A 20,449-nucleotide genomic window follows, 5' to 3' on the forward strand; every position below is an offset into this window, starting at 1 on the left:
CCCCCCTCTCCCGAGCGAGCCTTTTACGTTGCGCTTGAAGCCTTAAATGTCCAGATACACCGACGCGATGGAGAGCATTGTTATGCCCAGCACAAGAGATGAGAGCCTACCAGCTATTGTGGAAGGCAAGCGCAGCGATCTAGGTACTGAAAGCTTTGAGCCTACTCGACCTTACGAGCATGAGGGAATTGCATTTTTTGCTCCAAAAGTGTTTGAGAGGTGCTCGATTAAAAATTCCACTCGAAAGGACTTTAAAAATTCCGAGTTGATTAATGTTAGCGGGAAGGGGGCGCAGTTTGAAAGCTTTGATTTTAGATACGCAAGTCTGGAGGACTGCTACTTCCATGGCGCCCACTTTGAGAACTGTAATTTCACGGGAGCTAAAATAAGAAGGTGTAACTTCAGGACTGCGACTTTTCAAAATTGTCGCTTCGAATACATCACGATTGACGAGACGCCTATTGACTATAAGCAAATTATCAAGCAGTTGCCCGCCCGACCAAACGTGGCTCAGGAGATCATTCAATCTCTTCGCCGAAACTCCGTAACGCTCGGAGAGGCAAAAGAAGTTCGGCAGTTAACTTTGTTGGAGGTTGAGCAGGAACGAGAGCACCTTAAGAGGGCGCGGAAACGTCAAGAGGCATACTATGTAAAGAAGTATGGAAGCCTATCAGACCAGTTGAATGTTCGCTTTCGTTCTCTTTGTCTGTGGGCGAGCTCGAAAGTTTGGGGGCATGGCGAGAAGCTTTCAAATTTGATTCTTTCCTGCCTGATCTCAGTGCTTATTCTATCTTTCATCGCGGTAATAGCGCAAGTGCACCAAAATCCAGCGACTACGGTGTCCAGCGCTTGGGCCCTTCTTTGGGTGCATATGAAAGCTAATATCCTTGAAGTTCTGGGCGCATCATCTACCGAGGTCAAAAATCAGTCAGTGTACATAATTGCCGCCCTATCGGTGTTAAAAATTACTTTTGGCGGGATGTTCGTGGCGTACATTTTTAGAGCAGTTTCTCGGAGGTAAAACTTGGCACCCATTATAAACGTTTCGGTGTTCGGGTCTTATGGGCGGGGCTCTCCGGATAGCAGTAGTGATTTGGATATTTTAGTGCTGTGTCCGGACGATGGTGGTACTCAATCGGAGCATTATGTGCGAGAGATAGTGAGCAGGGAATTTTCGCACAGCCCCTCAATATCCTGGTACGGAATGGCAAAGATGCGCCATTTCTTCAGGTCTGGAGATTTGTTCGCTTGGCACCTATTTGGGGAGTCTCGCCCTCTTCCCGGATTCAAAAGTTTGAGAGATATATTTGGGGCTCCATCAGCGTACAGGAATTGCGCCGATGATATTGAAGGCCTTCGGGAGGTTCTCGAAGGTGTACCAGATCAGCTCAGAATGCGGCCGCAGAACCTAATCTATGAGCTTGGAATTATCTATGTTTGCCTCAGAAACATCGCGATGTCGGCCTCTAGTATTCTGTGTTCTGAAGTGAACTTTGGGAGAAACTCTCCATTCCTTCTAGAGAACTGCCCGGCTCCGATCGCAAAGGAAGATTATGAGGTCCTGGCAGCTTGTAGGCACGCAAGTACTCGCGGCTCGCCCGAACCGCTGGTTCATTTTGACGTTGGAAAGCTCACGCGAAGCTGTATAGCTTGGGCAAGATCGGTGGAGGTCTTGGTACGATGACGAAATCCGAAGGCAGAACGCGTAATTTTCGGAAGAGAATCTCGATTGAGCGAGAGGTCTTGGCTGTGGCTAATGAAGCGTCCGAGGCATCGAGAGGTGTCGCGCTTCTCGGGCTGAGTGAGGCTTCGATACAGCGTTGGGTTAAAGGCCTTGAGTGTCAGTTCTCGGAGCAGCAGGTTCGACCTGCAGAACGAGCATTAAAGGAACTATCGCGCGCGACCGGCTTGCTTGCTGACGAGAGCCGATGCGCTGTCGCTGAAGGAAAGGTTTCCTCGGACTTTCCCAATCTACTCTCTGAATTCAAGCTGGCTTTGGCGCAGCTAGACGGGAAGTCGGCAGATGGCTAAAGGGACGCGTAGCTAAGGACGCAAAGTCAGAGAGCCGAAGATGATGTAGTTCAGCACTTGAACAATCCAAACGCTCCACTGAGTTAGCTATGACTGACGCATCTAGAGAGGATACCGGAATCTTAACTCCATAAGGGATTCTGGAATTTTCATTGGATATAAAAGCTGTTGATTGCGTCTACTCCTATTGCTCTCCCGGAAACTGAGTGCGCCGCTTGATTGGGTTTTCGATATGTGCCGTTGGCCGTCCAACAGCATTCTTAATCGAAGATTGTTTGTGTGCTCCATGGTCGGGCGGGACGACTTGAAGCTCGGTCTCTTCGCGTGACAAGATAAATGTCTGCTGACACATGAGTTGCTGAGCTTGAAAACTTTAGGATTGATACGCTCTCCGATTTGATTCGACTAATCACCTCCGGGGAGCTAAAGCGTATGTATAAATCATACGTGAAAGGATATCTAAATAGTACTATGTCTATAGATGGTTTTCTGACGTTTTTGGGTTTTCTAGCTGCCGGATACGCGCTTTTAGATAGCGTTTCAAAACTGAGAATTTCGCTACATGCCAAGCGGCAGGTGTTTTCTTTCTTGGGTATGGTGGTCTCTGTTTCTATTTTAATTCTACCCAAAGCACCACAAAGTCGGCTGCCAGATTTTTACCCGCAGGTTTTGGTAAATTTTATTTCGCTTATGGAAGCTAGCTCTATTGGGGTTGGCGGATTTGCGTATATTTTAATTTTGCTCTGGTGCGCTATCGCTTATGTTCTATATCGTTTCTCCAAGCCAACGGCTGGATCGCTCGAAAAACTAAACATTCTTGCTGGACGGCTGCTTCATCAGCGCCGTTATCTTGAGTTAACTGAGCTCTTGAAGCCGTATATGCCCCTAATTGGAAAGGCTGCCCACCGGAAGACGATTGGGCAAAAATTGCATGATTGGCTAGCGTTTGGGGGTCCCTTTAAGCAATCTATTGCGGGCATGCTTCAGGATTCAATTGAAGGGCGTAGACGTTTCCATATTGCGGGATTTGATGTGCGTGGCCTTCTGTGTAAATCTGGTCGGTTCGTCATTTCCCCTCTCGCCCACCTCACGCCAAGCTACAGTCGCGCTACTCAGAATGCAGTCGAGCTAGAAGCTGCACTTCTGGAACATCCGGGATTGTTAAAATTTTTGGTATTTTCGCGAGCTGATTTTATCGTTGAGATCATGAAATTTCCCGTTCGCTCTACCGAAGATTTTTTGGCCGAGATCATGCGCCGGATGATGCATGCACCAGATAGCCACTTTTTTAGAGAGCTAAAGCTCCTTTCGACAGAGTGGGGTGGCGGAGGGTTTCCCAACGAGGCGCAAGCCGACTTATTGAGGGCAATAATTCTAGATAGCAAGTTCGCGGCCGACCATTTAGTGTGGAAGCCGGTTGGCGACGAAACGATCCGAACGATCAAGACTGATCAAGATTACAGGCGAATGCTTTTGGAAAAGCCTTATGACGACAACGCAGACCTGCTAGGTGATATCACATATTCTACGGCGAAGTTTTTCGACATAATGGTGCGTTCTGCTATGTTGCAAGGCCAAGAGAGTCATATGTGGCTCATGTATATGTCAGTTCTGGTGCGTGAGTTGACTCTTGTCCATTCCAATGAAGACATTGTCGATCCCGAGGATGAGTTTCCAACTCTAGCAATGCGTTTAATTTGGGAGATAATGGGTTTCCTTGAGGACTGGATTCTTACGCATGAGAAGTTGCCAGAGGAAAATTACCACCTTCTCCAGGATAATTTCAAGGAGCAAGGTGGAGCTAGTATTATCTCATGGTCCATTGAAGACTACGGGTCAGCCCTCAGAGAGATAGCCGCCAATGAATTTCTTCCTGATAGGTTTAGAATTGACAGATGGGAGTCGTTTGTTCGATTCACAAATAGACTCGCAAATACCGGACTGCCCCATACTATAAAGATGAATCTAATATCTAGAGTTGTGGAGCCGGAAGGGTATTCGCCTCATGGAGATTTGTCGGAAACTCTTTCGACTCTTCATGCACAGATAGACCATGTCGTGAGATTTGACTCCACTGAATTGAATGAGGCTCTTGGCTTCTAAGTAGTATCCAAGTGGTCTCAGCCCCATTTTTTGAGTCTTTCGGTGCGCTCTAGACGTCTCTGCACCTTCGCCCCTGTTCCATCTGTATGCGGCCGGTCTTTTGCTGAGGTTGACTGGCTTCTAGGCTCTGATGTGCTTTTGGGCTTGCGATCAAGAAACGACGAATTGGAGTTGTTGGAATGTTTTGCTTGTGTTTGTCGCGCTAGCTTTTGAATGCTTCCAGTTGGGACCGAGGCTGGCCAACCTGCTTGTAGGTTCCCGGATAGCATCGGTACGATAAACGGAATGGCGACAACCATAGCAAGAGATAGGATCACGACGCCAAGGAACGGGACCATCTTGCCAGCCTTGTCAGCAGTGTCCACCGACCCAAGATCACTGACCAAAAGTGTAACCAAGCCGAAGACCATCGAAAATACCCCGGCGATGACGACTGGATAAAGAGCAAAGCTTGCCAGCGAGGATACCCAGCGGTGGAAGTAGTCCTTGGTCACGTCGAACATCGAGCAAAGGATCATGATCGGCGCCAATCCGATCAGCAGCGTGATCATCATCTTCGCGAGCACCAGGACTGCTCCTGCCAACCCGCCGACCAAGGCGATTAGGGCCATGAAGAATACGCCCATCAGAGCTTTGCTGACCCTAGACATGTGCGATGCGGCTTCATTGCCATACTCTGCCAGCCGGTCCATTTGCAGATCGAACCGCGCCGCGAAGTAGGCCGACCCAATCGCATCCTCGCCGGTCGCTGAGCCGATCAGGCTGCCAGCGAGCTCGTCTAGCCCGTCGATCAGGTGCTGGCTGACAAAGTTGAAGTTCGCCCAGTTCAGCGCGAACGCCTTGATCAAGCTGATCTTGAAGAGCAGCACCAGCATCTCTCGCCCGTCCATGGGCCGAATTTGCCATGCCATGTTGATGAAGAGCGCGATGATCGCAACGGTCGCGGCCCCCATGATGATCGTGCCGGAAATCTCTGCTACGGCGGCGAACTGCGAAGTTGCGACGGTATCGAGGCCCTTGTCGGCTGCCTCCACGATGAATGTAACGATCCCCATCAATCAGCCTCCTGACATTGTTCCCGCAGTGCTGCGCGAAGGTTCGAAATGACAGGGAAATACTCGGCGGCGGCCCAGGTGACATGAAGGCTGTCCGTTGCCTGCGGATCAGCGAAACCAAGCGCGTCGAACTCCTCTTTGATGCTGGACCAGTCAGGCCAGAGTGTATCGCAGGCACATGAGCCCGCCTCTAGCGCCGCCTGGTGTCTTCGCAGGGAATAGAGGTCATCTGCGGCGGTATTGCGCCATGCATCGCGAAATCCGCTGTAGGTCATTCCATCCGGGCGCTGTCTGAGCGTGCAGCCGTAGCGATCTGTTCGGGCAGCGCTGGCGGAAAGTAAAGGCGTGGCCGTGTCTGCGTAGACGGGGCCAGCCGAGGCGAACAGGATTAGCGTGATGAGCAATTTCATGTCGGTTTCCTCCGGTCAGTCGGCGCTTCGAGGTGACTGGTCTATGTGCGTGAAGTCGCGGCTCGGGGCCGCGCTCAGCCAACCTTGGATCGCGGCGAGATTGCCGTGTTCGCTGAGCACGATTTCCAGCCCTTGGCGAAAGCCCTTTGGGCACTGGTTTGAGTAGCGGCGGGCCTGCGCGCCTAGCTCAAACGCATAGCTGTCGTCCCAGCTTGCCCCGCTGCGGATAAGCACCCCGATACGTTCCAAGGCGTCGAACGCGCGATCACTGCCTGGACGCCATGCCAACCATGGGTTCACCGGGAAGCGCGGTTTAGTGTCGGAGCGCATGGGTATCCTCCCTGTCTTCGCTCAGCGCGTCTCGAGGTGCTTCTTCGCCCTCTGCGCCTGTTCCATGCTGTCGTTGAGTTGCGCGGAATCCGGCATCCAGGCGCTCAACGCTGCGGCCAAGGAGAGCTGTGATCTGAGCAACGCGATCACGGAGCTGCGTAACCCAGCCAGCTCCGTCCGCGTCTCCTCGCCGTAGGTTGTCAATTCCTGCGCAGATTCCTTCGAGGCTTCCGTCAACCGCTCGACGCAGCTCAGCAATTCGCGCTCTAACGCTGTCAGACCATGCATCGCTCACTCCTTCGGCAGAACGAGACAGTCCACCGGTTCCCCCGCCAATTGGCAGCGGTCCAGCGTCGCCCGGCCATCGCGTGGGATCAGATATGTCGCCTCGGGACGGTCGATCACTCGCAGACCCATCGTGTTCAAGTTCGGCATCAGCCAGGTCATGACCGACCATGTCGAAATCCCAGTGCTGATCATCAGGCAGCAAGCCGCCAATGTCGGCCACATCAGGGCTTTCCACTCCGGCCGCGCTGCGTTCGCGCTCTGCCTCATGAGGTGTTTCCTCACGCGCAGCAGGTAGCCTTCCGTATCGGTCTTGATTGTAGCCAGCGCGTTTTCGGCAATGCCCTTCAAATCGGTCCTGAAGCTCTGCAACTGCGCGTCGATCGAGGCGGCGTTCTCGGCCCTGATCCGCTCCATGTCTGCGTTCAGTCTCTCGCTCAGCCGTTGCTTCGGCTCTCCAGTCTTCATGGAAAATCGCTCCTTTCAGGCGAAACCGCTCTTCGGTCTCGGGGTCTTTGACTGTCAGATAATTCTTTCCCGTTCGGGGCACTTCGAAGCCTGCATCAGTCAGGGCGGCGACCATGTCCGCCCGATCTTCGATCAGCCCCATGGAAATCTGGTCGCCGATCCAGGCATGGAGCCCGTCGCGCCCCGCAGCGCGGTCTGGGGCCTCTGATACTGTCTTCACCTCGGCCGCGCGCTCCACGTCCATGGGATCTGCCCAGCCGTGCGTCTTGTTCATGAGGTCGCGCAGGCTGTCGAAGGCGCGCTCATAGCCGGGTGGGGCAATATTGAGGCTGCGCCCGCTGTGCAGCTCCATGCGGGGCGTGCAGAAATGCAGCTCGACGCGATCCTCGTGGGTGTGGCGCACCCAGAGGCAGGCATAGCGGTCGGCATCCAGGCCGGCGAAGGCGATCTCCTCGAAGCGGTCGATAGCCTCCTGCTGCTGGCGCTCGGTCGGGGCGTCCTCGCGGGCGAAGCTGACGACGCCAGCGCGATAGGTCCACTGGTGTGGGCAGGTGTCGATCAGGTCGATCATAAGCTGGGGGTTTCCGCGCACGACTTGGGGCAGCGGTTCGCGTGTCACGGACTCTGGTCGGCCTGATGCATCGCGGATCAGATCGCGATTGCCATCGTAAGCGAGTACGGTTTCTGCGGTCAGGTACTCGACCGGCCCTGCGCCGCCGCCCCTGCCATTCGGAAAGAACTTGATCAGCATCCCGGCGGCCTCCGATGCGCATCGACAAGGACCGCAAGCAGACGCTCGATGCTGACCAAGCAGGCGTACAGCTTCATTGCACTGATGCGAGGAATGAAGCCGCGACGCTCTGAGCTGTTCAGCCGAGCAGCGATCTGGTTCATGTTGCCCCCGATCTTTCCAATGCCGCGGATTAACAGCGGGTCGACGGGCACTACGGGCTTGCGCCTCCGAGATCGCGTGCCCCAGAGCGCCTCGCGCAGGAGCTCGGAGGCAGGCAGGCAGGCCGATTTGGCCTTGCCACGGAGCGTTGCCTTTTCTTGGGCAGTGCAGCGGAAGACGAAGGTTTCCGATAGCGGCTCCTTGGCGCGGGCTTGTCCCGTGCCGGTGGGGTTCGAAGGGGAGGCTTGCCACCCCTCGCAAGGCCCCGTGTCAGAAGCGCCAGCGTATGACATGGGTCGCCTTGCTCTTTGCCTACCGGTCATGACTAGTCACTCCGACTGTGGAGTTTCTGAGTTCGGCGATCAGCGCGGCAATCACTGCATCTCCACGGGTAGTCTTCCGCGCTAAGCCGACGAAAGCGGCGGCTGGATTGCGCACGGCGAAACGCCCCATGCGAACAGAGTTTCGATCGGTGATTAGCAGGCAGAGAACGGTCCTTAGCTCTCCAAGTTGGTCACGCGCGACATCCCACTCCATGCAGGATATGCCCAGCATCCGCGCTCGCTCACGCGCCGCCAGAGAGATCGTTGGCAAGCTCGGCAGGTAGGTCTCTCCAGCCGCCTCAGCGTAGATTGCGATCATTTCCCGCAAATCCTCGTTAGCCAACGTGAGAACTTGCGCTGGCGTGATCATCACGCTGGCTTGCCGTCTACAGGTTTCGATTTTCTCTTTCCGATCAGTATTAGGTCGGACCGAATTGTCCGGCGGCGCGGCCTCAACTGTCTGACCAGGTGCGGGCGAAAACTCGGTAAGAATGGCCTCTAGAGCGTCAATGAGCGCATTCATCCGGCCCGCATCCCTTACCTCGGAAGGGCGGAGGCGTGGGAAGGCCTCACGGGCGGCGCTGAGTGCTTCAGGCACGTCCAAGCCACGTATCTCACGGATCAGGTCGTTTAGCTGGTTCCGATCCTCCTTCAGCCGCTCCGCGGCGACCGATGTCTGACGGATGCGCGCCAAGAGCTCTGCGGCGCGGTTTATAAGCGGCGCGAAGTTAACCCCGCCCGCCGAGACAATGCGGCCATCGTCACCGCGTCGTCCGAAGCGCCGTCCATTCGCCGCGCCAGTCCGAAGGATCAGGCCGCGTTGTTCGAGCCGGGTCTCAATCCGTGTGACCCTGCGGATGTGGAAATTCATGCGGTCGGCCAACCCAGCCACACGTTCCCAGACGGCGCAGATACGACCAGGCAAGAAGTCTTCTGCGCGGGACAGCCTGAACAGACTGCGCAGATAGGTCAGGTCCTCGTCACGCAAGCCTAAGTCCGCGCGAAGCTTGGCGAGTATATCGAGCAGCTCAAACGGCTTTAAGCCCGCGGGCAGGCCGGAGTGGGTCAGCGTCGTGCTCATACCGTCCTCCCGAAGCTTGCGAGAGAGGGCACGACACTATACGCTATGGAGAGACCTACTTTTGAATTGCCGTCGGTGGAAGTTGCAGCTTCCCCGGCGGTTTTTCTTTGTCTGCAGAACGCTGGAAGTCGGTTTACATTTGGCCGGTAAGTCCCTGATCTCTGGTCGTGAACAAACAGGGGCCGTTTACAGAAAAGCCCTTTTATTTCAATGTTTCCAGACGGATTGCAAATCCGTGTACACCGGTTCGATTCCGGTACTCGCCTCCAAACATCCCCCTATATTTGTCACCACACCTTTCGGCGCCCAAGGCAGACAGCGGGTGTGTTTCGCGGTCGCCGCTGTCGCGGAACGGTCCCGTCCGACGTGTCCGGGCGGCGCGCGAGCTTGGCGGTGAAAACCCGTCTTTCCGATACATATTCTGAACAGTCTCTGACGCCTGCGCGTCAAAACGCCCGGATCTTCAGCATCTTCGGGCGTGTCCCCGCCAAATCCACAGAATTTTATTTTACCGTTTGGTAAAAAAATCTTTGCTGACCTCAGACGGCCCGCGCGCCGCCGGATACCTGTCCAGACAAGAGGTCATACATGGAAATCGGAGTCTTTCTTCCCATCGGAAACAATGGCTGGCTCATCTCCGAGACCGCGCCGCAGTACAAGCCGAGCTTCGAGCTCAACAAGCAGATCACGATGAGCGCCGAGAAATACGGCCTCGACTTCGTGCTCACCATGATCAAGCTGCGCGGTTTCGGCGGCAAGACGGAATTCTGGGACCACAACCTCGAGAGCTTCACGTTGATGGCGGGGCTCGCCGCCTGCACCAGCAAGATCAGGCTCTACGCCACCGCCGCATCGCTCGTGATGCCGCCGGCGATCGTCGCACGCATGGCCTCGACCATCGATTCCATCTCGGGCGGCCGTTTCGGGGTGAACCTGGTGACCGGCTGGCAGAAGCCCGAGTACACCCAGATGGGCATGTGGCCGGGCGACGAGTTCTTCGGCACCCGCTACAAGTACCTCGGGGAATATGCCCAGGTGCTGCGCGACCTCTGGGAAACCGGCAAGAGCGATCTGAAGGGCGAATTCTTCCAGATGGAGGATTGCCGCCTCAGCCCGCAGCCGCAAGCGGACATGAAGGTGATCTGCGCCGGCTCGTCGGACGCGGGCATGGAGTTCTCGGCCAAATACGCGGACTACAACTTCTGCTTCGGCAAGGGGGTGAACACACCCAAGGCCTTTTCGTCCAACGCCGAACGCCTGATGGAGGCCACCGCCAAGACCGGGCGGGACGTGTCGACCTACGCGCTCTTCATGATCATCGCCGACGAGAGTGACGAGAAGGCCCGCGCCAAGTGGGAGCTCTACAAGGAGGGGGCCGATCAGGAGGCGCTGTCCTGGCTCGGGCTGCAGAGCGCGGCGGACACCACCTCGGGCACCGACACCAACGTGCGGCAGATGTCCGATCCGGTTTCGGCGGTGAACATCAACATGGGCACGCTGGTCGGCTCCTACGAGACCGTCGCGAAACTGCTCGACGAAGTGGCAGAAGTCCCCGGCACGGGCGGCGTTCTGCTGACCTTCGACGATTTCGTGCAGGGGGTCGAGGATTTCGGCTCCAAAATTCAGCCGCTTATGGCCTGCCGCAAGGCGGTGCAGGTCGCCGAACCCGCATGAGGACCGAGATGGAAGTTGCCGCACAACCCGAAGCCTTCGGCTTCGACCCCGAGACCACCGCGCTGATCGTGGTGGACATGCAGAACGCCTATGCCACCAAGGGCGGCTACGTCGACCTCGCGGGCTTCGACGTCTCCGGCGCGCGCTCTTGCATCGAGAACATCTCGAAGGTGACCAAGGCCTGCCGCGACGCCGGCGTTCTGGTCACCTTCTTGCAGAACGGCTGGGATCCGGCCTACGTCGAGGCCGGCGGTCCGGACTCGCCGAACGTCAAGAAGTCCAATGCCATCAAGACCATGAAGAAGCGCCCCGAGCTCTGGGGCCAGCTTCTGGCCAAGGGCGGCTGGGACTATGACATCATCGACGAGCTGCAGCCGCAGGAGGGCGATCTGCTGATCCCCAAGCCGCGCTACTCGGGGTTCTTCAACTCCTACCTCGACAGCGCGCTGCGCTCGCGCGGGATCCGGACGCTGATCTTCACCGGCATCGCCACCAACGTCTGCGTCGAAAGCTCGCTGCGCGATGCCTTCCACCTCGAGTACCACTGCCTGATGCTCGAGGACGCCACCAACCACCTCGGCCCGGACTTCATCCAGCAGGCCTCGGTCTACAACGTCGCCACCTTCTTCGGCTGGGTCGCCAAGACGGACGACTTCTGCGCCGCGCTCATCTCCAAGGAAGAAAAGGAACTTTCGAATGCCTAAGACTCCCGTGATCCCCGAAGGCACCGGCAAGCCGCTCGCACCCTACCTCCCGGGCGTGCTGGCCGACGGGGTTGTGTACGTGTCGGGCACGTTGCCCTTCGACAAGGAAAACAACGTCGTGCACGTGGGCGATGCGGCGGCGCAGACCAAGCACGTGCTGGAGACCATCAAGTCGGTGGTCGAGAAGGCCGGCGGCACGATGGACGACGTGGTGATGAACCACATCTTCGTCACCGACTGGGCCAATTACGCCGCGGTGAACGAGGTCTACGCGACCTATTTCCCGGGCGACAAGCCGGCGCGCTACTGCATCCAATGCGGTCTCGTGAAGCCCGATGCGCTGGTCGAGATCGCCACGGTTGCGGTCATCAAGTAATGGACTTCACTCACCACAAGTGCGGGCGCGAGGGCGCCCGCACGCTTGTTCTGTGTTCGGGTCTTGGCGGGGCGCAGGGCTACTGGGCGCCGCATCTCGAGGCCTTGAAGCCGCGCTTCGACCTCATCCTCTATGACCAGCGCGGCACCGGCGCGAATGCCTGTGATCTGGGGCCGACCTCGATCAAGCAGATGGCCGATGATGTGCTCGAGGTCTGCGATGCCGCAGGGGTAGATCGCTTCGATCTGATGGGCCACGCGCTCGGCGGTCTGGTCGGCTTCGATCTGGCGGCGCGCGTCGACCGGCGCGTCGGGCGGGTCGTGGCGATCAACGCCTGGCCGGAGATCGACGCCCACACCGCGCGCTGCTTCGACATCCGGCTTGCGACGCTGGCGGGGCAGGGGCTGCCGGCCTTCGCCGCGCTGCAGATGAACTTCCTCTACCCGCCGTTCTGGATCGCGGCGTTTCCCGAGAAGATCGCCGCCGAGGAAGCGCACGCGGTCGCCCACTTCCAAGGTGCGGCGACGATCACCCACCGCATCAACGCGCTGCGCGATTTCCGCCTGCCGCAGATCGACAACGGGGCAGGCATCCTGCTCATCGCCAGCAAGGACGACGCGCTGGTCGACGTGGCGCAGTCCGAGCGGCTTGCGGCACGCATCCCCGGCGCCAAGCTCGTGGTCTTCGATCAGGGCGGTCACGCGATGAACCTCACCAAGCGCGAGGCATTCGAGGCCGAGGTTCTGCCCTTCCTGTCGGGGGAATGAGCCTGTCCGGCGCGGCGGCGCGGTGAGCGCGGGGCGGGCTGTCGCCCGCCCGGTTGTCGCTGGACAAAGCCCGCCGGCGCTCGCACCCTCCGCCTGACACATCGGAGAGGAACCGCCGCCATGGCCCACGAGATGCAGAAACCGGCCGCCCCTGGGCCGCTGCGCAACGTCGATCTCGACACCGACGCGATCCGGCAGGCGCGGGTCGATCTCGCCGCGACCCTGCGCATGGCCGCGCGCTACGGGCTCGAGGAGGGCATCTGCAACCATTTCTCCGCCGTGGTGCCGGGCCATCCCGACCTCTTTCTCGTCAATCGGCTCGGCGATGCCTTTGCAGAGGCGAGGGCTTCCAGCCTGCTGATCTGCGATTTCGATGGCCACGTGCTGCAGGGCGAAGGCGAGCCCGAGGCCACCGCCTTCTACATCCACGCCCGGCTGCACAAGCGTCACCCGCGCGTCGGGGCGGCCTTTCACACCCACATGCCCAACGCCACCGCGCTGACGATGATCGAGGGCGAGCCGCTGGTCTGGGCCGGGCAGACCGCGCTGAAGTTCTATGGCCGAACCGTGGTGGACGAGGCCTACAACGGGCTGGCGCTCGACAATGACGAGGGCGATCGGATCGCCGAGGCGATGGGCGCGGCGGATGTGGTCTTCATGCGCAACCACGGCGTCATGGTCTGCGCGCCCAACATCGCCGAGGCCTGGGACGATCTCTATTACCTCGAGCGCGCCGCCGAGGTGCAGCTGAAGGCGATGAGCTCGGGCCGCCCGCTGATCCCCGTGTCGACCGAACTCGCCGAAAGGACCGCCAGGCTGATGCGCGAGGGCGATCCGGAAAGCGCGCGCATGCATCTCGAAAGCATCAAGCGGCAGCTCGACGTAGTGTCGCCGGGCTTCCGGGACTGAGGCGACGGGCGCCTTCTGCGGGGAGGTGCGGCGTGACGTCCCTTCCCAAGCGGCCTGCATAGCGGCTACAGATCAGGCATGATCCGCGCCCGCGCCCATCGCCTGACCTTTGCCGTTGCCGTTCTCGCGGTGGCGTTGGCCAGCGTTGTCTTCGCGGCGCGCATGGCGCCCGATGGGCCCGAAGACGCAAGCCTGCAAAGCTACCTCGCGATGGGCGGGGCGCTGGCCGATCTCTGCGACGCCGAAGGCCCGCATCACGCGCATCACTGCCCGGTCTGCAACCTGTTGCCGGAGGTCCCGGGCACCGCGCCCGCCGAGGTGGTGCTTCGCGTCGATCACCGTTTCCAGGTGGGAGCCCTGCGCGATCTGGGCCTGCCGCCGCAGCCCGCCAATCCCGGAAGCTCTCCCCGCGCGCCCCCGGCGCTGGCCTGATCCGGAACCGCGGCGCAGCGCCGCGATCCCCAATCTGCCAAACGGGCCAAGCGGCCCGCGACATGTCCCGCGCAGGCAGCGGTGCGTCCGCGCGCGCGTCGGAGGAGAGACCCAGATGAAGACCCCCCTGATCCCCGTCCTCGGCCTTGCCCTTCTGGCAGCCGCAGGCGCTCACGCCGGCAGCCAGCAGGCCGGTCACAAGATGGACAACGCCCAGCAGGCGGCCTTGCAGGCCGATACGGTCTACGAAATCGGCGCGCTGCGCATCGCAAAGCCCTTCTCGCGCGCCAGCCTGCCCAACCAACCGGTGGGCGGCGGCTTCTTCACCGTGACCAACGCCGGTCCCGAGGATGACCGGCTGATCGCCGCCAGCACCTCGCCGGAGCGGGCCGATCACATGGAAATCCACGAGATGGCCATGGACGGGCAGGTGATGAAGATGCGCGAACTTCCCGACGGTCTGCCGATCCCGGCGGGCGAGACGGTCGAACTGAAACCCGGCGGTTATCACCTCATGCTCATGGGGCTGAAGCAGCCGCTTGTGATGGGGGAACAGGTGACGATCACGCTGATCTTCGAAAAGGCCGGCACGATCGAAGTGCCGCTGGCCATCGGCGCGCCCAACGCCAAGGGCGCGGGCCACGGCCAGATGACCCACGGCAACTGAGGGGGCGCTCGTGACCAAACAAGGCATCACCACGATCCGCATCGCGCTCTGGGGGCTGGTCTTCGTCGCGCTCCTCGCCCTGCTGTGGTTCCGCGTCGTCGCCCCGCGGCTGGAGCAGGACGTGACGGGCTCGCTGGGCCGGGGCGACTATCAGTTGACCGCCACCGATGGCAGCGTCTTCACCGAAGACAGCCTGAAGGGTGCCCCCTCGGCGGTCTTCTTCGGCTTCACCCATTGTCCCGAGGTCTGCCCCACCACCCTTGGCGACATCGCCACCTGGCAGGACGGGCTGGGCGACGCCGGCGGCGCGCTGCGGGTCTTCTTCGTCACCGTCGACCCGGAGCGCGACACCGCCGCGCAGCTCGAACAGTATGTCTCCTGGGTGCCGGGCGTGCTCGGCGTGTCGGGGGATCGCGCGGAGATGGACAAGGCGATCAAGGCGTTTCGGATCTACGCCCGCCGCGTGCCGCTCGACGAGGGCGACTACACGATGGACCATTCAGCCATGGTGCTGCTCTTCGACGCGCGTGGCGACTACGCGGGGCTGATCAACTACCAGGAAGACTACGATCGGGCGCTCGGCAAGCTGCGCGCGCTGGTCGGGGCCTCCTGAGCGCCGGGGCGGCAAAACCGGCCCGTTGGCAAGGGCTTGCCGATGTTTCGGCAGGCCCTTGCCGGGGCGTCGGGCGCGGGTCACTCTGCCAGCAAAACCTAAAAAAGGGCGGAGCGGGCAGATGGGCAGCACAAGACGGAATTTCCTGATCACGGGCGGGGCATTGGCCCTGCTGGCGGGCTGCGGAGGCGGCGGCTACTCGGGTGGCGCCGCGGCGCCCGACGATCCCACGTTGCAACCGCAGCCGAACCCCGGCTGGGACGCATGGGTCGCCTCCTTCCGGAGCCGGGCGCTGGCGCAGGGCATCTCGGCGGGCACCTATGACGCGGCCTTCCGCTCGGCGGGCTTCCTGCCCGGCGTGGTCGAACGCGACCGCAGCCAGACCGAGTTCACCCGCACGCTCGAGGACTACCTCGCGATCACCGCCAACGAGCAGAAGGTCTCGCAGGGGCGCTCGGAGCTGCGCCGCAACATGGGTGTGCTGCGCGAGATCGAGGCGCGCTACGGCGTGCCGCCGCATGTGGTCTGCGCGGTCTGGGGCATGGAGAGCAGCTACGGCACACGGCGCGGCAACATCCCGGTGATCTCGGCCTGCTCGACGCTGGCTTACGACGGGCGGCGCGGCGCCTTCTTCGAGGCGCAGGCGCTCGCGGCCCTGCGCATCCTCGAGCGCGGCGACATTGATCCCGCGCATCTGACCGGTAGCTGGGCCGGGGCCATGGGCCACACGCAGTTCATCCCCACCACCTACCAGAGCTACGCGGTCGACTTCCGCGGTGACGGCCGTCGCGACATCTGGTCGGACGACCCGACCGACGGGCTCGCCTCCACCGCCAACTACCTGTCGCGCAGCGGCTGGCGCCGCGGCGAGCCCTGGGGGCTCGAGGTGCTGCTGCCTGCGGGCGGAGCCTCCATGGCGGGCGGCTCGCGCAGCGGTGCGGGCTGGGCCTCGGCGGGGGTGCGCCCGGCGGCGGGCGGCTCGCTGCCCTCGGGCTCGGGCAAGCTGCTGCTGCCGCAGGGCGCGGCGGGGCCCGCCTTCCTCGTCTACCGCAACTTCAGCGTCATCCTGCGCTACAACAACGCGCAGAACTACGGCATCGGTGTCGGCCACCTGTCGGACAGGCTGCTCGGCGCGGGACCGCTGCGCGGCGGCTTCCCGCCGGACCGCTACGGCCTGACCATCGACGACCGGCGCGAGCTGCAGGGCCGCCTGAATGGCGCGGGCTTCGATGCGGGAACGCCCGATGGCGTGCTCGGCAAGAAGACGACCGCGGCGATCGAAGGCTACCAGGCGCGGGCGGGCCTGCCGGTCACCGGCGAGCCGTCCCAGGCGCTTCTGGCACGGCTGCGGCGGGGCTGAGCGCCGCAGCCACCGGATCAGGCCCGGATCAGACGCCCACGCCACCGCCGAGCGCGGCCTGCAGGTCGGCCAGCGTCTTCTTCTCGGCGTCCGAGACCGGCTCGCCACCGAAGCCGAGGAAGCCGCCCTCCTTGGCCGCCTCTGCGGTGCGGGTCGCGGTGTCGATCAGGAACTCGGAAAAGCCGCCCGCCTCCTCCGGCGCGGTGGTCTTCACCGTGCCGAGGATCGCCGACAGCCGGGCAATCGCGGCCTCGGTAATCTCGGGCGGCTTCTTGCCCTTTACCAGCGACTTCACCCCGTCCATCGCGGCGGAGCGGCCCTCGGAGGTCTTGTAGGCCTCGGCGACCTCGGCGGCGAGCGTGCCTGCGGAGGCATCTTTCAACGAGCCGGCCATGGCCGCGCTTTCCTGTACCGCGCCGATCAGCCCGCCGGGGTCGGCGGCGGTGATCGCCAGACCGGCCAGCATCGGGGCCTCGAGAACCATCGCCCAGTCGGTCTCGGTGAATTTTTCCTTGAGTGCCATGAGATCCTCCGCTCAGTCGTTGTGAGTCCGTTTGATGTGCCGGGAGGGGCCGTCGGAGGCCCGCCCGGCGAATGGGCCGGGCTAGGGTGCAGGCTCAAAAACCGGTGCCTGCGATCGTTTCAAATGAAGGGAACGGGCCTCAATTGATTGGCCGGACCCCGGGTCCCGAACCGGAACGCTCGGAGCGTAGCTCAACCGTCGCGTGCAATCCAGCGCGACGGCGGCAGGCGGCGGCTAGGCCCGCGCGGTGATCACTTTTCCGCCGACGGGGGTGAGGCTGTCTGGCAGCGCGTCTTGCGGGGCAAGGTTGCGGTAAAGCGCGTCGGCCTCGGCGAAAAGCTCCGGATCGTAGAGATCCCGCGGCGCCCGGTCGGGGCTGGGACGGAAATGCGCGCCGAAATCGATCTTCCCCGGCGCCACGCCAAGCTCTTCGCAGAGCGCTTCTAGCGTGTCCTGCGGCGCGGCGCGCATGTCGTCCTGCAGGACGAAGATGCAGCGATCCCGAAAGCGCTGTACGTGGCGGAAGGCGTGCAGCCAGTAATTGATCCAGTAGTCCGGGGTCGTGGCATCGTGGACGGCGGGATCGAAGCCGGGAAAGAGCTGCGGTTTCAGGATCTGTCCGAACTCGAAATGCCCGATGTCGCGCATGTAGCGCCGGATGAACTCGTCGTCCTGCTGCAGCTTCAGGAAGTTGAGGTGCTGGCGCAGCAGCGATGCCGCGTGGGTCTCGGGTCGGCGCAGCGGCACCACGATGTGGCAGCCCGGAAAGGCCTCGCGCAGGTAGGGGATGCGGGCGAGATTGGCGTTGTTCTTCGAGCAGTAGCGGGCCGGGTGCCCGGGGCTGCGGGCGTGGATCACCTTGCGCATCTGCCGCGCGATGAAGGCCTCCGCCGCGGGGTCGCGATCCTCGGCCTGCCAGAGCGCGATGCCCGCGCGTCCGTATTTGCCGGGCCAAAGCGTCTTCCACAGCACCTCTTCGAAGGCTTCGGGGCTGTCGAGGTCGATCTGCAACCCGTCGCCATGGGCGCGTTCGTGCCGCCCCACGTCGCGGCTGCGCCCACCGGCGAGCCGGTTCCACAGGGCGGGGGCGGTGAGGAAGGGCATGTCGCGGTAGGTATGGGTGGCGATGCCGGGCACCTCGTGCAGCGCATTGAGCAGCGCGGTGGTGCCGCCGCGCGCCAGCGAGGTGACGAAGATCGGCGGGCCACTCGGTTCCTGCACCGCGCCCGGCATCAGCCGGTCCTCGAGCCGCGAAGCGCCCCTGAGGACCGCCGGGCTCGAAAAGGCGAGCATGTGGAAGAAGCGGTCCGTGGTGGAATAGCGGTTGATCTCGGGCAGCGCGGCGGGGTCGTGGCGGGCCGAGCCGCGCAGGCGCCGCAGGAGCTCGGCCCCGGCGATCGCTGCGACGGAAACGATGAAGATGTAGTCGAGCCGCAGCATGAGCGAGAGCACCGCTTCGGCGGGCACGAGCCCGATCAGATCGGCCCCGAGGATCGGCACGGCGGCGAGAACGAGCGCGAGGGCAAACCGCCACAGCAGGCCGAAGGCCGCCCCGATCAGCGAGAACCCGGCCCGGCGAACCGCCACCTCCTTGGCGTCGTCTCCGAGCTCGCTGTCCATCATCGCGGTGATGCCGACCATGGCGGTGCGCACGGCGCTGCGCGCCACCGGCACGACGTTGCTGCGCCAGAGCCCGACACCGAAGCCTGCGACGGCCAGCAGGGAGACAACGAAGGTGGCGATCATTTGCGCGCGTCACCGCGGGCGGCGGCCCGACCCTTCATCATCCGCTTGAGCGGATACCAGACCAGGCCGACGATCAGCAGCAGCACGCCGAGCAGCACGGCAAGCGTCACCGCAAGCGCGCCGAGCCCGGCGCCGGGTCCGATGTAGGCGGCGGCGGGATCGGGCATCGCCGCGCCGAATGTCAGCAGCAAGAGCGCCGCAAGGCGTGCAAAATTCGTCATGCTTCACTGTCTCCTATCGGATGGGGAGGGGGGGCTCCGAGCGCCCCGGCTATGGCGCGGGGCAGGGCTCCCAGGCGGTTTCGAAATAGTCGGAGGGGTAGATCTTGGCGTCGGTGATCTCGCCGACATGGGAGTCATCGAAGGCGTTGACGTACTCCCAGACCACATCGCCGGCGGCGTTGGTCTGGAGAACCCGGCCGCCGTCGAATTCCGCGATCACCATGCCGCCCTCCGGCAGGATCTCGTGCTGGCCGCGGATCGCCGACAGCATCTCCTGACCGGGGGTTTCGCCGAACAGCACCTCGGTCTCTCCGCTGACAGGCTCGACGGCGGTGATATTGGTGACGCGCGGGGCGTCGGGCTCGAGCACCTCGTCCGGGTAGACCGTGCGGTACATGTTGTTGTTGAACACCGAGATGCGGCCATCGGGGCGGAACTCGGGGTCGTGCTGGCGGATCCACGGGCCGGTCTGGTGCCACTTCACGTCCCAATTGTCCGGGTCGACCACGACAACGAGGTTGAGATCGCGCATCGACAGCACCAGGTCCCCGGCTTCGAAGAGGGGGTAGGCGCTGGCGTAGGCGGCGGGCAGCTCGGCCACCTTGTTGGAATGTACGAGCTCGTCGCGGTCCGCGGAGTGGCGGCTGAAGTCCTCGCCATTGGCGGTCAGCAGCGCCTCGAGGTGGCCGTCGCGCAAGAGCCGGGGGATCGAGACCTCCTTCAGGATCTCGCCGTCTTCGGTGATCCGCAGGATGGTGTCTTCCTTGATCTCCTGCCCGGTCGCCGAGCTGGAGAAGGGCGGCATGCGCTCCGGCGCGTCGGCGGCGACCCAGCGCTGCCGGTTCAGCAGCCAGTAGCCGCCCGCCGCCGCGGGCACGATCGAATGGTGGGTGCGCTCGTTCAGTGTCCAGAGCACCTCGCCGCACGGCGAGAGTTTCACGGTGCCGCAATACTCGTAGTTGAAGACGACCTCGCCCCGGGAGGTCATCAGCGCGCCGTGCTGGTCGACGTGCAGGGTGCTCGCCAGATCGCAGACGCGGGTGCCTGCGTCCGGGAAGGTGCCGAAGTAGTCGAGCGTCCACTTGCGCATGACGCTGCCGTCGCGGCGCACCAGCCGTGCCTGGTTCTCGTCGTCGAAGAAGCCGGCCATGAAGACCAGCGCGCCGTCGTCGCCGATCTCGTTCCGGACCACCCCGGCGCCCCGTCCGAGCGAGGGTTGCAGGTGGTGGCGCCTCGGGTGGCTGGTCAGATCGTTGTTGCCGAGCGTCGAGAGCGTGTCATAGGCAAGCTCGACCTGCGGGCCGGGGAAGAGATCCTTGCGCATCGCCAGCGCGCCGTAGAGGAAGCCCGCGCCGAAGATGGCGAGCAGGAGGCACAAAAGGAATACGCGCCGAGCGATCTTGTCGGATGTCTGCGACATAATGACTGGCTTTCAAATCAACTGTCGCCCCGGAAAAATATGGGGCTGGTCCAGAAAAA

General features: G+C 61.7%; 21 protein-coding genes and 1 pseudogene. 12 read left to right on the forward strand and 10 right to left on the reverse strand.

Annotated features, from left to right (window positions below; all coding sequences use genetic code 11):
* Positions 1-46: 46 nt before the first annotated feature.
* From LC039_RS20785 to LC039_RS20795, 3 genes are all read left to right on the forward strand, one after another.
* On the forward strand, positions 47-1,021 hold the full coding sequence (locus tag LC039_RS20785; RefSeq protein WP_226627972.1) for a pentapeptide repeat-containing protein: 975 nt from the start codon (positions 47-49) through the stop codon (positions 1,019-1,021).
* A 3-nt stretch (positions 1,022-1,024) separates the two neighbouring features.
* On the forward strand, positions 1,025-1,684 hold the full coding sequence (locus LC039_RS27095; RefSeq protein ID WP_226627974.1) for a nucleotidyltransferase domain-containing protein: 660 nt from the start codon (positions 1,025-1,027) through the stop codon (positions 1,682-1,684).
* A 779-nt stretch (positions 1,685-2,463) separates the two neighbouring features.
* A complete protein-coding gene (locus tag LC039_RS20795; RefSeq protein WP_226627976.1) occupies positions 2,464-4,134 on the forward strand; it encodes a hypothetical protein in 1,671 nt (556 codons plus the stop codon).
* A 17-nt stretch (positions 4,135-4,151) separates the two neighbouring features.
* Here the strand turns inward: LC039_RS20795 and LC039_RS20800 are convergent, their stop codons facing one another.
* From LC039_RS20800 to LC039_RS20820, 6 genes and pseudogenes are all read right to left on the reverse strand, one after another.
* Entirely contained in the window at positions 4,152-5,189 is a 1,038-nt protein-coding gene (locus LC039_RS20800) for a type IV secretion system protein (protein WP_226627977.1), read from the reverse strand.
* Complete coding sequence (locus LC039_RS20805; protein WP_226627978.1) at positions 5,189-5,599, reverse strand: hypothetical protein; 411 nt, start codon at positions 5,597-5,599, stop codon at positions 5,189-5,191. Before LC039_RS20805 ends, LC039_RS20800 begins: the two co-directional genes overlap by 1 nt.
* Before the next feature lie 15 nt (positions 5,600-5,614).
* Positions 5,615-5,929, reverse strand: a complete 315-nt coding sequence (locus LC039_RS20810; RefSeq protein ID WP_226627979.1) for a hypothetical protein — start codon at positions 5,927-5,929, stop codon at positions 5,615-5,617.
* Entirely contained in the window at positions 5,913-7,433 is a 1,521-nt protein-coding gene (locus tag LC039_RS20815; protein WP_226627980.1) for a relaxase/mobilization nuclease domain-containing protein, read from the reverse strand. The genes LC039_RS20810 and LC039_RS20815 overlap by 17 nt, the downstream gene beginning before the upstream one ends.
* A 137-nt stretch (positions 7,434-7,570) precedes the next feature.
* Positions 7,571-7,897 (reverse strand): annotated as a pseudogene (locus tag LC039_RS27100) (plasmid mobilization protein); the annotation flags it as partial.
* Complete coding sequence (locus LC039_RS20820; RefSeq protein ID WP_226627981.1) at positions 7,887-8,978, reverse strand: helix-turn-helix domain-containing protein; 1,092 nt, start codon at positions 8,976-8,978, stop codon at positions 7,887-7,889. The pseudogene LC039_RS27100 and the gene LC039_RS20820, both read right to left, overlap by 11 nt.
* Positions 8,979-9,566: 588 nt before the next feature.
* Between LC039_RS20820 and rutA the strand changes: the two genes are divergently transcribed.
* The 9 genes from rutA (at position 9,567) to LC039_RS20865 (ending at position 16,480) form a co-directional block, all read left to right on the forward strand.
* Positions 9,567-10,652, forward strand: coding sequence for a pyrimidine utilization protein A (rutA, locus tag LC039_RS20825; RefSeq protein WP_226627982.1), 1,086 nt, complete (start codon positions 9,567-9,569; stop codon positions 10,650-10,652).
* 8 nt (positions 10,653-10,660) lie between these two features.
* Positions 10,661-11,356: an isochorismatase family protein gene (locus tag LC039_RS20830; RefSeq protein ID WP_226627983.1), complete on the forward strand. Its 696-nt coding sequence runs from the start codon at positions 10,661-10,663 to the stop codon at positions 11,354-11,356.
* Positions 11,349-11,732: a pyrimidine utilization protein C gene (gene rutC, locus LC039_RS20835; RefSeq protein ID WP_066102353.1), complete on the forward strand. Its 384-nt coding sequence runs from the start codon at positions 11,349-11,351 to the stop codon at positions 11,730-11,732. The genes LC039_RS20830 and rutC overlap by 8 nt, the downstream gene beginning before the upstream one ends.
* Entirely contained in the window at positions 11,732-12,499 is a 768-nt protein-coding gene (rutD, locus tag LC039_RS20840; protein ID WP_226627985.1) for a pyrimidine utilization protein D, read from the forward strand. Before rutC ends, rutD begins: the two co-directional genes overlap by 1 nt.
* A gap of 120 nt (positions 12,500-12,619) precedes the next feature.
* Complete coding sequence (locus LC039_RS20845) at positions 12,620-13,408, forward strand: aldolase (protein WP_226627987.1); 789 nt, start codon at positions 12,620-12,622, stop codon at positions 13,406-13,408.
* A gap of 78 nt (positions 13,409-13,486) precedes the next feature.
* Positions 13,487-13,840, forward strand: a complete 354-nt coding sequence (locus LC039_RS20850; RefSeq protein WP_226627989.1) for a hypothetical protein — start codon at positions 13,487-13,489, stop codon at positions 13,838-13,840.
* Between the two features lie 115 nt (positions 13,841-13,955).
* Complete coding sequence (locus tag LC039_RS20855; RefSeq protein WP_226627990.1) at positions 13,956-14,507, forward strand: copper chaperone PCu(A)C; 552 nt, start codon at positions 13,956-13,958, stop codon at positions 14,505-14,507.
* A 10-nt stretch (positions 14,508-14,517) separates the two neighbouring features.
* A complete protein-coding gene (locus LC039_RS20860) occupies positions 14,518-15,120 on the forward strand; it encodes an SCO family protein (RefSeq protein ID WP_226627992.1) in 603 nt (200 codons plus the stop codon).
* Positions 15,121-15,241: 121 nt separating this feature from the next.
* Positions 15,242-16,480, forward strand: coding sequence for a lytic murein transglycosylase (locus LC039_RS20865; protein ID WP_226627993.1), 1,239 nt, complete (start codon positions 15,242-15,244; stop codon positions 16,478-16,480).
* 28 nt (positions 16,481-16,508) lie between these two features.
* Here LC039_RS20865 and LC039_RS20870 read toward each other — a convergent pair whose 3' ends face one another.
* From LC039_RS20870 to LC039_RS20885, 4 genes are all read right to left on the reverse strand, one after another.
* Positions 16,509-17,003 (reverse strand): hypothetical protein, encoded by a 495-nt coding sequence (locus LC039_RS20870; RefSeq protein WP_226627995.1) that lies wholly within the window; start codon positions 17,001-17,003, stop codon positions 16,509-16,511.
* Between the two features lie 234 nt (positions 17,004-17,237).
* Positions 17,238-18,749, reverse strand: coding sequence for a sulfotransferase (locus tag LC039_RS20875; RefSeq protein ID WP_226627997.1), 1,512 nt, complete (start codon positions 18,747-18,749; stop codon positions 17,238-17,240).
* Positions 18,746-18,970, reverse strand: a complete 225-nt coding sequence (locus tag LC039_RS20880) for a hypothetical protein (protein ID WP_226627998.1) — start codon at positions 18,968-18,970, stop codon at positions 18,746-18,748. Before LC039_RS20880 ends, LC039_RS20875 begins: the two co-directional genes overlap by 4 nt.
* 49 nt (positions 18,971-19,019) lie before the next feature.
* Positions 19,020-20,390 carry an arylsulfotransferase family protein gene (locus LC039_RS20885; protein WP_226628000.1) on the reverse strand — a complete coding sequence of 457 codons (1,371 nt, stop codon included), beginning with the start codon at positions 20,388-20,390 and terminating at the stop codon, positions 19,020-19,022.
* Positions 20,391-20,449 lie beyond the last annotated feature (59 nt).

This window comes from Alloyangia pacifica, from assembly GCF_020524285.1.
Lineage (GTDB): Bacteria > Pseudomonadota > Alphaproteobacteria > Rhodobacterales > Rhodobacteraceae > Salipiger > Salipiger pacificus_B.

Excerpts from the sequence above, each read along its gene's own strand:
- LC039_RS20785 (WP_226627972.1), top strand. The coding sequence starts at position 47 with ATGTCCAGATACACCGACGCGATGGAGAGCATTGTTATGCCCAGCACA.
- LC039_RS20795 (WP_226627976.1), top strand. The coding sequence starts at position 2,464 with ATGTATAAATCATACGTGAAAGGATATCTAAATAGTACTATGTCTATA.
- LC039_RS20800 (WP_226627977.1), bottom strand. The coding sequence starts at position 5,189 with ATGGGGATCGTTACATTCATCGTGGAGGCAGCCGACAAGGGCCTCGAT.
- LC039_RS20805 (WP_226627978.1), bottom strand. The coding sequence starts at position 5,599 with ATGAAATTGCTCATCACGCTAATCCTGTTCGCCTCGGCTGGCCCCGTC.
- LC039_RS20810 (WP_226627979.1), bottom strand. The coding sequence starts at position 5,929 with ATGCGCTCCGACACTAAACCGCGCTTCCCGGTGAACCCATGGTTGGCA.
- LC039_RS20815 (WP_226627980.1), bottom strand. The coding sequence starts at position 7,433 with ATGCTGATCAAGTTCTTTCCGAATGGCAGGGGCGGCGGCGCAGGGCCG.
- LC039_RS20820 (WP_226627981.1), bottom strand. The coding sequence starts at position 8,978 with ATGAGCACGACGCTGACCCACTCCGGCCTGCCCGCGGGCTTAAAGCCG.
- rutA (WP_226627982.1), top strand. The coding sequence starts at position 9,567 with ATGGAAATCGGAGTCTTTCTTCCCATCGGAAACAATGGCTGGCTCATC.
- LC039_RS20830 (WP_226627983.1), top strand. The coding sequence starts at position 10,661 with ATGGAAGTTGCCGCACAACCCGAAGCCTTCGGCTTCGACCCCGAGACC.
- rutC (WP_066102353.1), top strand. The coding sequence starts at position 11,349 with ATGCCTAAGACTCCCGTGATCCCCGAAGGCACCGGCAAGCCGCTCGCA.
- rutD (WP_226627985.1), top strand. The coding sequence starts at position 11,732 with ATGGACTTCACTCACCACAAGTGCGGGCGCGAGGGCGCCCGCACGCTT.
- LC039_RS20845 (WP_226627987.1), top strand. The coding sequence starts at position 12,620 with ATGGCCCACGAGATGCAGAAACCGGCCGCCCCTGGGCCGCTGCGCAAC.
- LC039_RS20850 (WP_226627989.1), top strand. The coding sequence starts at position 13,487 with ATGATCCGCGCCCGCGCCCATCGCCTGACCTTTGCCGTTGCCGTTCTC.
- LC039_RS20855 (WP_226627990.1), top strand. The coding sequence starts at position 13,956 with ATGAAGACCCCCCTGATCCCCGTCCTCGGCCTTGCCCTTCTGGCAGCC.
- LC039_RS20865 (WP_226627993.1), top strand. The coding sequence starts at position 15,242 with ATGGGCAGCACAAGACGGAATTTCCTGATCACGGGCGGGGCATTGGCC.
- LC039_RS20870 (WP_226627995.1), bottom strand. The coding sequence starts at position 17,003 with ATGGCACTCAAGGAAAAATTCACCGAGACCGACTGGGCGATGGTTCTC.
- LC039_RS20875 (WP_226627997.1), bottom strand. The coding sequence starts at position 18,749 with ATGATCGCCACCTTCGTTGTCTCCCTGCTGGCCGTCGCAGGCTTCGGT.
- LC039_RS20880 (WP_226627998.1), bottom strand. The coding sequence starts at position 18,970 with ATGACGAATTTTGCACGCCTTGCGGCGCTCTTGCTGCTGACATTCGGC.
- LC039_RS20885 (WP_226628000.1), bottom strand. The coding sequence starts at position 20,390 with ATGTCGCAGACATCCGACAAGATCGCTCGGCGCGTATTCCTTTTGTGC.